The organism is Ruegeria sp. BI7 (genome assembly GCF_056537925.1).
Window position 1 is genome coordinate 147,179 of sequence record NZ_JBQFSK010000004.1, and the last position, 14,001, is coordinate 161,179.

Annotated in this window: 12 protein-coding genes; 6 read left to right on the forward strand and 6 right to left on the reverse strand. The window is 58.9% G+C overall.

The features are described 5' to 3' along the window. Positions 1–33: 33 nt before the first annotated feature. The 4 genes from ACR0JB_RS12130 to lpdA all read left to right on the forward strand — a co-directional run bounded on the left by ACR0JB_RS12130 (position 34) and on the right by lpdA (position 6,240). A complete protein-coding gene (locus tag ACR0JB_RS12130) occupies positions 34–2,991 on the forward strand; it encodes a 2-oxoglutarate dehydrogenase E1 component (protein WP_170350633.1) in 2,958 nt (985 codons plus the stop codon). Between the two features lie 3 nt (positions 2,992–2,994). Beyond that, positions 2,995–4,506 (forward strand): 2-oxoglutarate dehydrogenase complex dihydrolipoyllysine-residue succinyltransferase, encoded by a 1,512-nt coding sequence (gene odhB, locus ACR0JB_RS12135; RefSeq protein ID WP_170397159.1) that lies wholly within the window; start codon positions 2,995–2,997, stop codon positions 4,504–4,506. A gap of 2 nt (positions 4,507–4,508) precedes the next feature. Then, positions 4,509–4,778, forward strand: coding sequence for a hypothetical protein (locus tag ACR0JB_RS12140; RefSeq protein WP_170361376.1), 270 nt, complete (start codon positions 4,509–4,511; stop codon positions 4,776–4,778). A gap of 73 nt (positions 4,779–4,851) precedes the next feature. After that, on the forward strand, positions 4,852–6,240 hold the full coding sequence (gene lpdA, locus ACR0JB_RS12145) for a dihydrolipoyl dehydrogenase (RefSeq protein ID WP_170397157.1): 1,389 nt from the start codon (positions 4,852–4,854) through the stop codon (positions 6,238–6,240). 21 nt (positions 6,241–6,261) lie between these two features. On the opposite strand, the gene ACR0JB_RS12150 is transcribed toward lpdA, so the two are convergent. Then, positions 6,262–6,855, reverse strand: coding sequence for a TetR/AcrR family transcriptional regulator (locus tag ACR0JB_RS12150; RefSeq protein ID WP_254440530.1), 594 nt, complete (start codon positions 6,853–6,855; stop codon positions 6,262–6,264). 85 nt (positions 6,856–6,940) lie between these two features. Between ACR0JB_RS12150 and ACR0JB_RS12155 the strand changes: the two genes are divergently transcribed. Further along, complete coding sequence (locus ACR0JB_RS12155; protein WP_170506901.1) at positions 6,941–7,534, forward strand: NAD(P)H-dependent oxidoreductase; 594 nt, start codon at positions 6,941–6,943, stop codon at positions 7,532–7,534. Positions 7,535–7,543: 9 nt separating this feature from the next. On the opposite strand, the gene ACR0JB_RS12160 is transcribed toward ACR0JB_RS12155, so the two are convergent. Genes ACR0JB_RS12160 through ACR0JB_RS12175 form a run of 4 tightly spaced genes read right to left on the reverse strand, consistent with a single transcriptional unit; the run spans position 7,544 to position 10,452 of the window. Then, positions 7,544–8,152 (reverse strand): pyridoxamine 5'-phosphate oxidase family protein, encoded by a 609-nt coding sequence (locus ACR0JB_RS12160; protein WP_480644623.1) that lies wholly within the window; start codon positions 8,150–8,152, stop codon positions 7,544–7,546. After that, entirely contained in the window at positions 8,139–8,879 is a 741-nt protein-coding gene (locus tag ACR0JB_RS12165; protein WP_170397151.1) for a lysophospholipid acyltransferase family protein, read from the reverse strand. The genes ACR0JB_RS12160 and ACR0JB_RS12165 overlap by 14 nt, the downstream gene beginning before the upstream one ends. Beyond that, on the reverse strand, positions 8,879–9,778 hold the full coding sequence (locus ACR0JB_RS12170) for a cell division protein FtsX (RefSeq protein ID WP_170361370.1): 900 nt from the start codon (positions 9,776–9,778) through the stop codon (positions 8,879–8,881). Before ACR0JB_RS12170 ends, ACR0JB_RS12165 begins: the two co-directional genes overlap by 1 nt. Beyond that, complete coding sequence (locus ACR0JB_RS12175; protein ID WP_170397149.1) at positions 9,775–10,452, reverse strand: cell division ATP-binding protein FtsE; 678 nt, start codon at positions 10,450–10,452, stop codon at positions 9,775–9,777. The genes ACR0JB_RS12170 and ACR0JB_RS12175 overlap by 4 nt, the downstream gene beginning before the upstream one ends. A 183-nt stretch (positions 10,453–10,635) precedes the next feature. Here ACR0JB_RS12175 and ACR0JB_RS12180 point away from each other — a divergent pair, with 183 nt between their 5' ends. Beyond that, positions 10,636–11,436, forward strand: coding sequence for a zinc-ribbon domain-containing protein (locus ACR0JB_RS12180; protein WP_170397147.1), 801 nt, complete (start codon positions 10,636–10,638; stop codon positions 11,434–11,436). A gap of 18 nt (positions 11,437–11,454) precedes the next feature. Here the strand turns inward: ACR0JB_RS12180 and ACR0JB_RS12185 are convergent, their stop codons facing one another. Further along, the gene (locus tag ACR0JB_RS12185; protein WP_367648187.1) at positions 11,455–13,992 is read right to left on the reverse strand and encodes a TIGR02302 family protein; all 2,538 of its coding nucleotides are present in this window, start codon (positions 13,990–13,992) and stop codon (positions 11,455–11,457) included. Positions 13,993–14,001: the final 9 nt, after the last annotated feature.

The window sequence follows — 14,001 nt, forward strand, 5'->3', positions numbered from 1 at the left end:
AACCGAAACCGCCAGCCCATTCGAGGTTCGCACATGACCGAACATACGCCCAATTCCGCATTTCACGCCTCTAGCTTTATGCAGGGGCACAATGCCGAGTATCTGGAACAGCTTTATGCCCAGTACACCAAGAATCCCGGCGCGGTGGATGCCGCCTGGGCCGAGTTCTTCAAGGCCATGGGTGACGCCACGCCGGACGTGCAGCGTGAGGCCGAGGGGCCGTCATGGGCGCGCACCGACTGGCCGCCGATGCCAGCCGATGACCTAACCGGCGCGCTAACCGGCGAATGGGCCGAGATCGACGCCAAGGCAGCTGGCCAAAAGATCAAGGAAAAGGCTGCGGACAAGGGCGTTGCCGTCAGCGACGATCAGATCAAGCGCGCGGTGCTGGACAGCCTGCGGGCGCTGATGCTGATCCGGGCCTACCGTATCCGGGGCCATCTGGCCGCCAATCTGGACCCGCTGGGCATGCGCACGGCCAGTACACACCCCGAGCTGGACCCCAAAACCTATGGCTTCACCGAGGCCGACATGGACCGGCCGATCTTTATCGACAACGTGCTTGGCCTGCAGATGGCAAGCATGCGCCAGATCGTTGAGATCGTAAAACGCACCTATTGCGGCACCTTCGCGCTGCAATACATGCATATCTCTGATCCCGAACAGGCCGCGTGGCTGAAGGAACGGATCGAAGGCTATGGCAAGGAAATCGCCTTCACCAAGGAGGGCCGCAAGGCGATCCTGAACAAGATGGTCGAGGCCGAAGGTTTTGAGAAATTCCTGCACGTCAAATACATGGGCACCAAGCGCTTCGGTCTGGACGGCGGCGAGGCCCTGATCCCGGCGATGGAGCAGATCATCAAACGCGGTGGCGCCTTGGGCGTTCGGGACATCGTGATCGGCATGCCGCACCGGGGCCGCCTGAACATTCTGGCCAACGTGATGCGCAAGCCCTATCGCGCGATCTTCAACGAATTCCAGGGGGGCAGCTTCAAGCCCGAAGACGTGGATGGTTCGGGCGACGTGAAATATCACCTCGGCGCCTCCAGCGACCGTGAGTTTGATGGCAACTCGGTCCACCTGTCACTGACCGCGAACCCCTCGCACCTTGAGGCGGTGAACCCGGTGGTGCTGGGCAAGGTCCGCGCCAAGCAAGACCAGTTGAAAGACGATGACCGCACGACTGTGATGGGCATCCTGCTGCACGGCGACGCGGCGTTCGCCGGTCAGGGTGTTGTGGCCGAAGGCTTTGGCCTGTCGGGTCTGCGCGGGCACAAGACCGGCGGCACCATGCACATCGTGGTCAATAACCAAATCGGTTTCACCACCGCTCCGCACTTCTCACGCTCCAGCCCATATCCCACGGATATTGCGCTGATGGTCGAAGCACCAATCTTCCACGTGAACGGTGACGACCCAGAGGCCGTCGTGCACGCCGCCAAGGTCGCAACCGAGTTCCGCCAGAAGTTCCACAAAGACGTCGTGATCGACATCTTCTGCTATCGCCGGTTTGGTCACAATGAGGGCGACGAGCCCATGTTCACCAATCCGATCATGTATAAGAAGATCAAAACCCATAAGACCACGCTGTCGCTGTACACCGAGCGTTTGGTCAAGGACGGCCTGATCCCCGAGGGTGAGATCGAGGATATGAAAGCCGCCTTTCAGGCGCATCTGAACGATGAGTTCGACGCGGGCAAAGACTATAAACCCAACAAGGCTGACTGGCTGGACGGGCGCTGGTCACATCTGGACAAGAACAAAGAGGAGTACGTGCGCGGCGAAACCGCGATCACGCCGGACACTCTGGTCGAGATCGGCAAGGCCCTAACGCATGCACCCGCCGACGTTGCCCTGCACAAGACCGTCGGGCGGTTGCTGGATCACAAGAAGAACATGTTCGACAGCGGCAAGGGCTTTGACTGGGCCACGGGCGAGGCGCTGGCCTTTGGCTCGTTGCTGACCGAAGGGTTCCCGGTGCGCCTGTCCGGTCAGGACGCGACACGCGGCACCTTTAGTCAACGTCACTCAGGCTTTGTGCATCAGGAAAGCGAAGAGCGGTACTACCCGCTGAACAACATCCGTGCAGGCCAGTCGAAATACGAAGTGATCGACTCGATGCTCAGCGAATACGCTGTACTGGGTTTCGAATACGGGTTTTCATTGGCCGAACCGAACGCACTAACCCTGTGGGAAGCGCAGTTCGGAGACTTTGCCAACGGTGCGCAGATCATGTTCGATCAGTTCATCAGCTCGGGCGAAAGCAAATGGCTGCGCATGTCCGGTCTGGTCTGCCTGCTGCCGCACGGGTTTGAAGGGCAAGGGCCCGAACACTCATCCGCACGGCTTGAGCGGTTCCTGCAGATGTGCGGCCAGGATAACTGGATCGTGGCGAATTGTACGACGCCTGCGAACTACTTCCACATCCTGCGCCGTCAGTTGCACCGCACCTTCCGCAAACCGCTGATCCTGGTGACGCCGAAATCGCTGCTGCGCCACAAGCTGGCGGTCAGCACTGCCGACGAATTCACCACAGGCTCAAGCTTCCACCGGGTGCTGTGGGATGATGCACAACACGGCAATTCGGACACCAAGCTGGTCAAGGATGACAAGATCAAGCGGGTCGTGATGTGCTCGGGCAAGGTCTACTATGACCTGCTGGAAGAACGCGACGCCCGCGGGATCGACGACGTCTATCTGATGCGGATCGAGCAGTTCTACCCCTTCCCCGCCCACTCGCTGATCAATGAGCTTGAGCGTTTCAAAGGGGCCGAGATGGTCTGGTGTCAGGAAGAACCCAAGAACCAGGGCGCCTGGACCTTTATCGAACCCAATATCGAATGGGTGTTGACCCGCATCGGCGCCAAACACACAAGGCCGATTTATGTCGGCCGCGCAACCTCGGCTTCGCCCGCGACGGGTCTGGCCAGCCAACACAAAGCTCAACAAGAGGCGCTTGTGAACGAAGCGCTGAGCCTCGAAGGAAAGTAAACGATGACCATTGAAGTTCGTGTACCTACGCTAGGCGAATCCGTCACCGAAGCTACGGTTGCCACCTGGTTCAAGAAACCTGGTGACGCTGTGGCCGTGGATGAGATGCTCTGTGAGCTTGAAACCGACAAGGTAACGGTCGAGGTTCCAGCCCCCGCTGCCGGTGTGATGGGCGAAATCGTCGCTGCCGAAGGTGAAACCGTAGGCGTTGACGCATTGCTGGCCACCATCACCGCAGGCGAAGGTGCTGCACCGGCACCCGCCGCTGCCCCGGCCCCTGCTGCCGCGCCTGCAGCGGCCGCTCGTGGTGGCAGCGTCGATGTGATGGTGCCCACTTTGGGTGAATCCGTGACCGAGGCTACCGTTTCGACCTGGTTCAAACAGGTTGGCGATGCCGTGGCGCAAGACGAAATGCTCTGCGAATTGGAAACCGATAAGGTCTCGGTTGAGGTTCCGGCACCGGCTGCTGGTGTTCTGGCGGAAATCGTAGCGCCCGAAGGCACCACCGTGGACGCCTCGGCCAAGCTGGCCGTGATTTCGGGTTCGGGTGCTGGAGCCGCCCCGGCCGCAGCCCCAGCCGCCGCAGCAGCGCCTGCGGCAGCCACTGCAGGAAAAGACGTGGCCAATGCACCCTCGGCTGAGAAAGCAATGGCCGAGGCTGGTCTGTCTGCCGATCAGGTCACTGGCACTGGCCGCGATGGCCGCATCATGAAAGAGGACGTGGCCCGCGCCGCATCGGCCCCCGCAGCCGCTGCTGCGGCCCCTGCCCCAGCGCCTGCACCTGCACCGCGCGCACCGGTCGCTGCTGGTGACGCTGCACGTGAGGAACGGGTCAAGATGACCCGCCTGCGTCAGACCATCGCCAAGCGACTGAAAGACAGCCAGAACACCGCCGCCATGCTGACCACCTATAACGAGGTGGACATGACCGAGGTGATGGCCCTGCGCAATCAGTACAAGGACCAGTTCGAAAAGAAGCACGGCGTGCGTCTGGGCTTTATGTCTTTCTTCACCAAGGCCTGCTGCCACGCGCTGAAAGAAGTGCCCGAGGTGAATGCGGAAATCGACGGCACCGACATCGTCTACAAGAACTTTGTCCATATGGGCGTTGCCGCCGGAACGCCGACCGGTCTTGTGGTTCCGGTTATCCGCGACGCGGATTCGATGTCCTTTGCCCAGATCGAAAAAGCCATCGCCGAAAAAGGCAAGCGCGCCCGTGATGGCAAGCTGTCAATGGAAGAGATGCAGGGCGGCACCTTCACCATCTCGAATGGCGGTGTCTATGGCTCGCTAATGTCCTCGCCGATCTTGAACCCGCCGCAATCGGGTATCCTGGGCATGCACAAGATTCAGGACCGTCCGATGGCAATCAACGGTCAGGTCGTGATCCGTCCGATGATGTATCTGGCCCTGTCCTATGACCACCGGATCGTTGACGGCAAAGGCGCCGTGACCTTCCTTGTTCGTGTAAAAGAGGCGCTGGAAGATCCGCGCCGCCTGCTGATGGATCTGTAATTATGGCAACGCATGTATTGTGGCAGGCCGATGTGGCCGATTTCGATGCCTGGCTGAAAGTGTTTCGTGAGGATACGCCAATGCGCAAGGCTGCGGGTATCCGCGACTTGCACGTCTGGCGTGACCCGGATCAGGCCGACCATGCCATTGCCATGTTCGAGGTTACGAACCTGGACAAGGCCCGCGCCTTTTTCGGATCTGAGGAATTGGCGATGCACCATGAACGGGGCGGCATCGCCCATATCACGATCAAGCTGCTGGAACCGGTTTGAAGTAAGCACAGCATGATCCAACCAGTTTGGATCATGCAGCCACCGGCCCATCCGGTCGACTTAGGAGAGTATAATGGCAAACTATGACGTCATCGTAATCGGCGCCGGCCCAGGCGGCTATGTCTGCGCTATCCGCTGCGCCCAGCTGGGCCTGAAAACCGCCGTTGTCGAAGGGCGTGAAACCCTGGGAGGCACCTGTCTGAACGTGGGTTGTATCCCGTCAAAGGCGCTGCTGCACGCTTCACATCAATTGCATGAGGCCGAGCATAACTTTGCCAAAATGGGCCTCAAGGGCAAAAGCCCCTCGGTCGACTGGAAACAGATGCAGGCCTACAAGGAAGAAACCATCGAAGGGAACACCAAGGGCATCGAGTTCCTGTTCAAAAAGAACAAGATCGACTGGCTAAAGGGCTGGGGCTCGATCCCTGCTGCCGGTCAGGTCAAGGTGGGCGATGAGGTTCACACGGCCAAGAACATCATCATTGCCTCGGGGTCTGAACCGTCCTCGCTGCCTGGTGTAGACGTTGACGAAAAGGTTGTCGTGACCTCGACTGGTGCGCTGTCACTTGGCAAGATTCCTAAGAAGATGGTCGTGATTGGTGCCGGTGTGATCGGGTTGGAACTTGGCTCGGTTTATCAGCGATTGGGGGCCGAAGTGACGGTGATTGAGTTCCTCAAGGAAATCACACCGGGCATGGACCCCGAGGTTCAGAAGACTTTCCAGCGCATTCTCAAGAAACAGGGCTTGAAGTTTGTGATGGGCGCAGCGGTGCAAAAGACCGAAGCGACCAAAACCAAGGCCAAGGTCACCTATAAACTTCTGAAAGACGACAGCGAGCATGTGATCGACGCGGATACCGTGTTGGTCGCCACCGGGCGCAAGCCGTTCTCTGACGGTTTGGGACTGGAGGCTCTGGGGGTCGAAATGACACCGCGCGGTCAGATCAAAGTTGGCAGCGACTGGCAGACAAACGTACCGGGAGTCTACGCCATCGGCGACGTGACCGAAGGCCCGATGCTGGCCCACAAGGCCGAGGATGAGGGCATGGCCGCTGCTGAACAGGTCGCGGGCAAGCATGGCCACGTGAACTATGGCGTCATTCCCGGCGTGATCTACACTTGGCCCGAAGTGGCCAATGTGGGTGAAACCGAAGAGACGCTGAAAGCACAGGGCCGCAACTACAAAGTCGGCAAGTTCATGTTCATGGGCAACGGGCGCGCCAAGGCGAACTTTGCCGCCGATGGCTTTGTGAAGATCCTGGCCGACAAGGACACGGACCGCATCTTGGGGGCTCATATCATCGGTCCTGCAGCAGGCGATTTGATCCATGAAGTCTGCGTGGCGATGGAATTCGGCGCATCAGCGGAAGACCTGGCGCTGACCTGCCATGCCCACCCGACATATTCGGAAGCAGTGCGCGAGGCAGCGCTGGCTTGTGGTGACGGTCCAATCCACAGTTAAACAAACTGACCTCGGCGGCGATTAGGTTGCCGGGGTCAGCCACGCATCAAGATAGACTTCCAGCCTGCCAGTGAATGTCTGCGCAGAGTGCAAAGCGCAAAACTTCAGGGACATGGCCTGAATCGCAAAGGCTTGTACACCTTCGGCTAGAAGGTCTGTTGAAACATCCGTTCGGACTTGTGCATCGTCAAGCCACATCATCACAACGCGGAAATATCTTTCAAAACAATATGCTATTGGGCCAATTTCTGAAATTGCCGTCGCGCCTGAGTACCTGATCAGCAGGTCAAAAACATACCTCTCGGAGGTCATGAAGCTATGGACCGGCTCAAGGGCAGCGATGATTTCCGATACCGTTTTGGGTGGTCTTCCCGCTTCGGTCTGATCCAGGCAAGTATTCAATTTTGCTGCCATCAAAATTTCCATAAGCGCATCTTTGTCACGGAAATGCGCAAAGAATGTCCCTTTGGCTACACCAGCGGCCTGAACAACCTCTTCTACCCTCAATGCTTCGTAGCCGCACCGTTGAATAACCTCCTCTGACGCCGCGATCAGGCGCGCTCGGGTTTTCAGCGTGCGTTTTTGAATCGTCTTTTGCATGGGTCTAAGTTGCATGGTTTTTGACCATGGTCAAATTTTTATTGACCATGGTCAGTTTTTGCCTCTATAAACTGACCATGGTCAACTTTGGAGTTTCCCGATGCCACAAAAGAGAATCCTCATCCTCAACGGGCACCCTGCCGAAAGCAGTTTGTCTCGAACCTTCGCTCAAACCTACAGTGAAGCCGCCCAAAAACACGGGCACGTTGTTCGCGTTACTCACCTAAGCGATTTACAATTCGATCATGACTTTGGGCAGGGCAACTACCACGACTTTAAGCCGCTGGAGCCTGAACTGGAACAAGTGCTTCAGGATATCGAATGGAGCGAACATCTTGTCCTGACAACACCGATGTGGTGGGGAGGACTCCCCGCGAAGCTAAAGGGTCTGATTGACCGGATGTTCATCCCGGGACGAACGTTCGATACAAGGAAAACGACCAAGATTGGCTTCCCAGCGCCAATGCTTACCGGGCGCACAGCGCGCGTTATCCTGACGTCAGACACACCAGGCTGGTTCATGCGGTTGATTTATCGACAAGCACTCATCCGGCAAGTCCGTGATCAAATTTTGGGTTTTGTCGGCTTCAAACCGACGCGTTTCACATATTTTTCAGGTGCCAGCTACCCAAAGCCCGGCAGTGTAGAACGCTGGGTTACCAAAGTCGCCAAATTAGGCGCGGCGGCAATATAGTGGGCGTTTTCACCACATCGTCTTTGCGGCGCGGGCACCCCATTCTGCATCATAGCGTTCACCGCCCTCCTCACCCTGACTTGCCTCGGCCAGAATCTCACCAATACTGGGCAACTCGGCGGAATTGTCACCCGAGGTCCAAATTTCAGCGCGCATCAAGGCACGGGCGCATTGCGTGTAGATCTCGGTGATTTCGATAACGATGACCGTGGCTGGCTGTTTGCCGTGTTTCTCAAACCGGGCGCGCAGGTCTGCATCCGCAGTCAGTCGGGCCGTTCCATTCACACGCACCACGTTGTTTGAACCCGATACCATAAACATCAAGGCCACACGCGGATCACGTACAATATTGCGCAGGGAATCCAATCGATTATTGCCGCGCCAGTCCGGAAGGGCCAGCGTATTTGGATTAAGCTCTAACACCGCCGGGCCATCATCTCCGCGGGGGCTGCCATCCACACCTTCGGGACCCACGGTACTGAGGATACAAAGCCGCGAGCTCATGATCCATTTGCGATAAAGTGGCGTCAGGCTGTGTACCACTTTTCGAAAAGAGGCCGCGCCGGGCGGTCTGTTGTAGATCTCTTCGAGCGATTTGATGTCCTTAATGAACTCCATCCGGATCAAACCCCACTTCTTTCATCAATGCATTGGATCGCGTCTCAATCACGTCTTCCAATCGACCAAGAAACGAATTGCGCGCAACCCCCGGCTCGATCGGATCAAGAAAGTCCACAATCGCCAAACCCGGTTTGCGCAGAACACCTGTGCGCGGCCAGAAAACTCCGGCATTTGTCGCCACCGGGACACAGGGAAATCCCAACCCCTCATACAGAACCGCTGTGCCCACTTTGTAAGGTTTCTGCACCCCTGGCGCAACGCGTGTGCCCTGCGGGTAGATCACCAATTGACCGGGCTCAGTGAATTCTTTGGCGACGTCTTTGACCATCTTGGCAACGGCAGCGCCTTTTTTACCGCGATCGACTGGGATACAACCGAGACGCCGCGCATACATGCCGATGACTGGGGTCCACAGCAGCTCTTTCTTCATGATGAATTTGCCGTGGGGGATGGCGTCGAAAATTATGATGATGTCGAGAAAGGACTGGTGCTTGGCGCCAATCACCACCTCGTCCACCGGCACTTTGCCGCGTACTTCGGATCGAATGCCAACCATCCAGCGCGCCAGCCACAGGGTTGTGCGGGCATAGGTCTTACACGCCCGCAACGCACCACGCTTGTTGAACAGGGCAAAGGGGGCAAACACGATGCCCAGGATCAGCATCCAGACATAGATCACGATCATGAAGATCAAAGAGCGCACCCATTGAAACGCTGTGGCCATCACGAAAGCTCCTTCAATTTGCGGCTGGCGGCGGTCCACGTGGCCAGGAAGGCAACAGTTGCGCCCAACACAGGGATCAGTGCAGGCAGCAACCAGCCTGCCCCCTGAAAGCCCAGACCGGTCAAAAACCCGCCCTCGTCCGAGGCTTCGGGCAGCAAAAGCACCCCGGTCATACCCAGCAATACCCCGACAACCGCGCCAAAGAATGCCCGGTAGGTAAAGCGCCGGACAAAGGCGCGGGCGATAAAGCGATCCCTGGCACCAACCAGACGCAGCACCTCAATGATCTGCGCGTTGGCCGCAAGCGAGGCATTAGCCGCAAGCGTAATCATGGCTGCGGTCGCGCCACCGATCAGCAGGATCGAGACCCAACCGAGCCGGCGCAGTGACATGGCCGCATCGACCAGAGGTTCGCGCCAGCGGGTGTGGTCGTCCAGCACAGCGCCCGGCACCTCGGCCCCCAACCGCAACCGCAGTCCGGTTGCATCCAGACCCGGATCGCCTTCGATGATCTCGATCAGTTGCGGAACGGGCAATGTGTCCAGCGGCAGGTCAGAACCAAACCATGGCGACAACAGCGCGGCCTGCTCCTCGGTCGTCAGCGCCCGGGCCGATGCGACGCCGGGGGTTTGGGCCAGCACGGTCAACGCAGCCTCGGTCTGGGCGGCCAGCTGGTCGGCGGGGGCATTGATCCGCAAGGTGGCCGCCCCGGCCAGTTCGGTTGCCCAACGGTCGGCCAATCGCCCGGACGCCAGCGACAGGGCCAGCGCAAACACGGTCAGAAAAGCCATCGCGCCCGATACGAACAAGGTCAAATGTGCGGTGTAACCGGTGGGGGGCACCACCCGATCGGCCCGCGCATCCCGTTTCAGCAAGTTTCGGATCATCCCCTTGCTCATAGGTCTGCCCCCGCAAGTTGGACCTGCCGTTGCGAAATACGCAGCACGCGTGCCTGTACCTGGCTTTTAGCGGCGCGGATCAGGCTCAGATCATGGGTGGCGATCAGCACGGTTTTGCCCATCTTGTTCAGCTCGACCAACAGGCGCAGCAAGCGTTGCGACATCTCCCAGTCCACATTGCCAGTGGGCTCATCTGCCAGAACAACATCGGGCGACAGGATCACCGCCCGAGCCAGCGCCGCGCGCTGACGTTCACCACCCGACAGTTCGGGCGGAAGCGCGCCCAGCCGGGTGCCAAGACCCACCCAGTTCAGCAATTCAGTCAGATCATCCCGCAATGCAGATTCCGAACGCCCCGACACCATCAGCGGCAGCGAGACATTTTCGACCACCGTCATATGATCCAGAAACCGGCAATCCTGATGCACAACGCCAACCCGGCGGCGCAGCAGGGCCATCTGATCGCGATCCAACTGGGCCACGTCCTGTTCAAACGCGCTCAACCGTCCGGACGTGGGCAGCAATGCACCGTAGCACAGTTTAAGCAAAGTGGTCTTGCCCGCGCCCGAAGGGCCGGTCAGAAAGTGGAACGAACCCGGCTGCAGTCGCAGGGACACGTTGCTCAGCAATTCACCTCCACCATAGGTGTAGCTGACATTTTCCAGCTCGATCACAGGGGCCCCCGTTCTAATTGCTGCTCTTCTTGCCCGAGCGTGGTTGTGGTTTCAATGCCTGCACCGGGGCGAATTGGTGACATTTATGCTGCCAAACCGAAAACACCCTTTGCGGTCAGGTCTTAACGGAATAACATCCCTAAAAAAACTATTATCAGGTCGAGGTCCCGACCAGGAGGCAGCATGCGTCTTACGTGTCCGAATTGCGGTGCCCAATATGAGGTGCCAGACGAAGTCATCCCGGAAGAGGGCCGCGACGTTCAGTGTTCAAATTGCGAGAACACCTGGTTCCAGGCCAAATACCCGGACCAACCCGCGCCCGCAGCGGTCTCGCCCATTTCAGAAGAGCCTGCAGCCGAGGAAGCCGCGACAGACCCGACCCCCACACCGGTGGATGAAGCGTTTGCCGCGGAACCGCAGGCTGAGCCTAGATCTGAACCTGCGACGGAACCCGAAACAACACTCGCACCAGAACCTGAAGCAGCCCCCGAGCCGGAAAAACCAGAAACAACCGGAAATATCGACCCTGCTGTTGCCGGCATCCTGCAAGAGGAAGCCGCCCGAGAGGCTGAGCTGCGTGCCCAGGAAGGCGGCAGCATAGAAACTCAGCCCGATTTGGCACTGGACACTCCTCCGGAACCTGACCCCGAACACGCCATCAAGGAACTGACGGCCACGGAAACCGCAGAAGACGCGGGCCAGAAAGATGACCTGCCCGATGTCGAGGCGATCAATTCCAGCTTGCGCAGCGACGACATCATGGGCGCAGAAGACGAGCCCGCGCCGCGTAAATCTGGCGGATTTGTGCGCGGATTTGCATTGATCCTGATTGTTGGCATCATTCTGTTGCTGGTCTATGGCAACGCCCAAAAAATCAGCGAGGCTGTGCCGCAGGCCGAACCGATCCTGACTCCATATGTGTCGCTGGTGGATCAGGCACGTCTGTGGCTCGAAGCACAGACTTCGGGGACAGCACAGAACTGACCTGATTGAAAGACGGACCTAGAACCGCTCTAACAGCCGCTTGAGGTATTCCAACTCGATCTGAGGACGATCCGATTCACCGGTGCGGCGACGGATTTCGTCCAGCAATTCGCGGGCGCGACGATAGACATCCTCGCCCTGCAACAGGCTGTCATCGGTTGAGATCGAGCCATTCGAACCCGGGTTGCGGCCCAGCGGATCACGGCTGTTGGCCTGCATATCACCTTCTTGCGATCCCTGACCCGGTTGGTTCTGCTGGTTCTGGGCCAAGGCTTCACCCAGTGACCGCATACCTTCGCGCAAGGCTTCCATCGCCTCGGACTGGTTGTCGATTGCATCAGCCAGATCATCATTACGCAGCGCGTTTTCGGCCTCGTCCATAGCCCGCCCTGCGCGGCCCAGCGCATCGCGCGCGGCATCGCCCTCGGGCGTGCCCGCACCGGGTAAATTCTGTTGCTGACGACCCAATTCATCGCGCAAAGCCTGTTGGCGATCAGCCAGCGATCCTTGCCCTTGCTGGCCGTCGCCCTGTTGGTCCGAGCCGCGACCACCCTGACCTTCGTGGCTTTGTCCCCGACCCTGACCGCCATTGCGGCCTTCGTTGCCCTGGCTTTCACCAGCCTGCGCGCCGGGGTTGAACTGTTCCTGCAGATCGCGGAAAGCCTGATCGCTGAGGCCTTGCTGTTCGCGCAAGGTTTCGGCCAACCCTTCCATCGCCTGCTGGCCTTCGGATTGCTGGCCCTGCCCCTGGCCCTGAGTGACGCGCATGTTTTCCATCATCCGCTGAAACTCTTCCAGGGCCTGCTGAGCCTCAGCCATGCGGCCCTGTTCCATCAGTTCCTGAATACGGTCCATCATCCGCTGCAGATCGTCCTGCGTCATCTGCAGGGATTCGCCATTCTCGCCTTGTTGGTTTTCGTCAAACTCACCGTTTTCCTGTGCCAGACGCTGCAGTTGGCGCATGTAATCCTGCGTTGCCTCGCGCAGCTCTTGCATCAGCTCAGCGATTTCCTCATCGGTGGCGCCGTTCTTCATCGCCTCGGTCAGGCGTTCCTGTGCCCGGCGCATCCGTTCCAGCGCATCGGCCAGCGTTCCGTCTTCAATGATGATCGCCAGATCCCATAGGGCCTGGGCGATCTCTTCCTGTTGTTCCAGTGTCAGCCCGTAGTCATCGAACATTTCCAATCGCCGCAGGGTCACACGAAGACGCAGATACGCGGTATCGGATCGAAAGAACCCTTCGGGCAGATGCGAGACCGCGCGCAAAATCTGAGACACCCGGGTCGCGTTATCCCTGGCCCACAGCAAATCACGCCGCTGTTCGATCACCGCAGCGGCCAGCGGATCAAAGAAACGTCGCGCAGGCAATGTGGTCTGATACGGATCAGAGTGGCCTTCCTGATCGGCCGCATCCCGTGCCGTCAATGTAACCTTGACCGGCAAATGCGCCCAAGGGTGCTGCGAGAAATCCTCGATCAGGTCTTCGGTAAAATCGATCCGGTCGCCGGTAATCGGCATCGGAAGTTCCACGGTGATCACTTCGCGCGGTTCAGGTACAGCGGCCAGACCATAGCTCCGGCTGACCTCAGCCAGATCCAGCGCGATCACGGCTGATCCAGAGACCACGCCATAATCGTCCACAGCAGTGAACGGCAGTTTCATGCGTCCGCCAGCCTCGGTCTCGGCCTCGTCGGCGATCGCAATCTTCGGCGACGTATCCGCAATGATGTTCACGGCCCAGTTCCGCCCTGCCGGACCATCAATCGTCAACTGGCCTGAACGGGTGGCAAGAAAATCCTGTTCCACCTCAGATGCGTCTTCGGCACCCAGGGGCGATGTCGTCTCGATCAAGCTATGGTCGCCGACCTCGCCATAAAAACGCAGGGTGATGCGGCTGCCTTGTGGAACAGATAGTGTCGGGTCTGATTGATCCGCCAGGTAAAGCGTCGGCAAGCCGGTATAGCGTGGCGGCTCCACCCAGCCTTCCCAGCTGGGCCCCTGCCCAGCCGTGGCCGCGCCCGGCGTCATCTCGGCCACTGAACCAATGCGCCAGAACGATCCGAACAAAACCGCAATCACCAGCGCCAGCAAGGCAGAGTAACGCAACGCATAAGGATCGCGATCAGCCAGCCGCAAATCTGGTTTGACCGGCTCAGCCTGCGCCGCCCGTTGCGCCATACGCGTCTGGTGCGCCTGCCACAGCGCGACTGAATCGGCATCCATCGCCCCAATGGCCTGATCGTCCATAAGCGCCTGAATCGGACGCCCCGGCAGTGACACATCCACCCGCATCAGCGCTTCGGCCCGTCTGGGCAAATGGAATCGCCTGATACCCCAGACCAGCGCCACCAGCAGGCCAATCACTGCGACAACACCCACTGCCCAGACCACCTCGACCCGGACGTGATCCTGCAACCCCAGCATCAACGCAGCCAGAATCGCCATGAAAATCGAGAAAAATGGCCAGAATGCACGCAAAACCTGCTCGGCCAGCATCCCTGCGTGCGTCAGCCACAGGGAAAGTCTTGGAATCGGCAGGTTATGTCTTGCGTTCAAGGCAGGCCT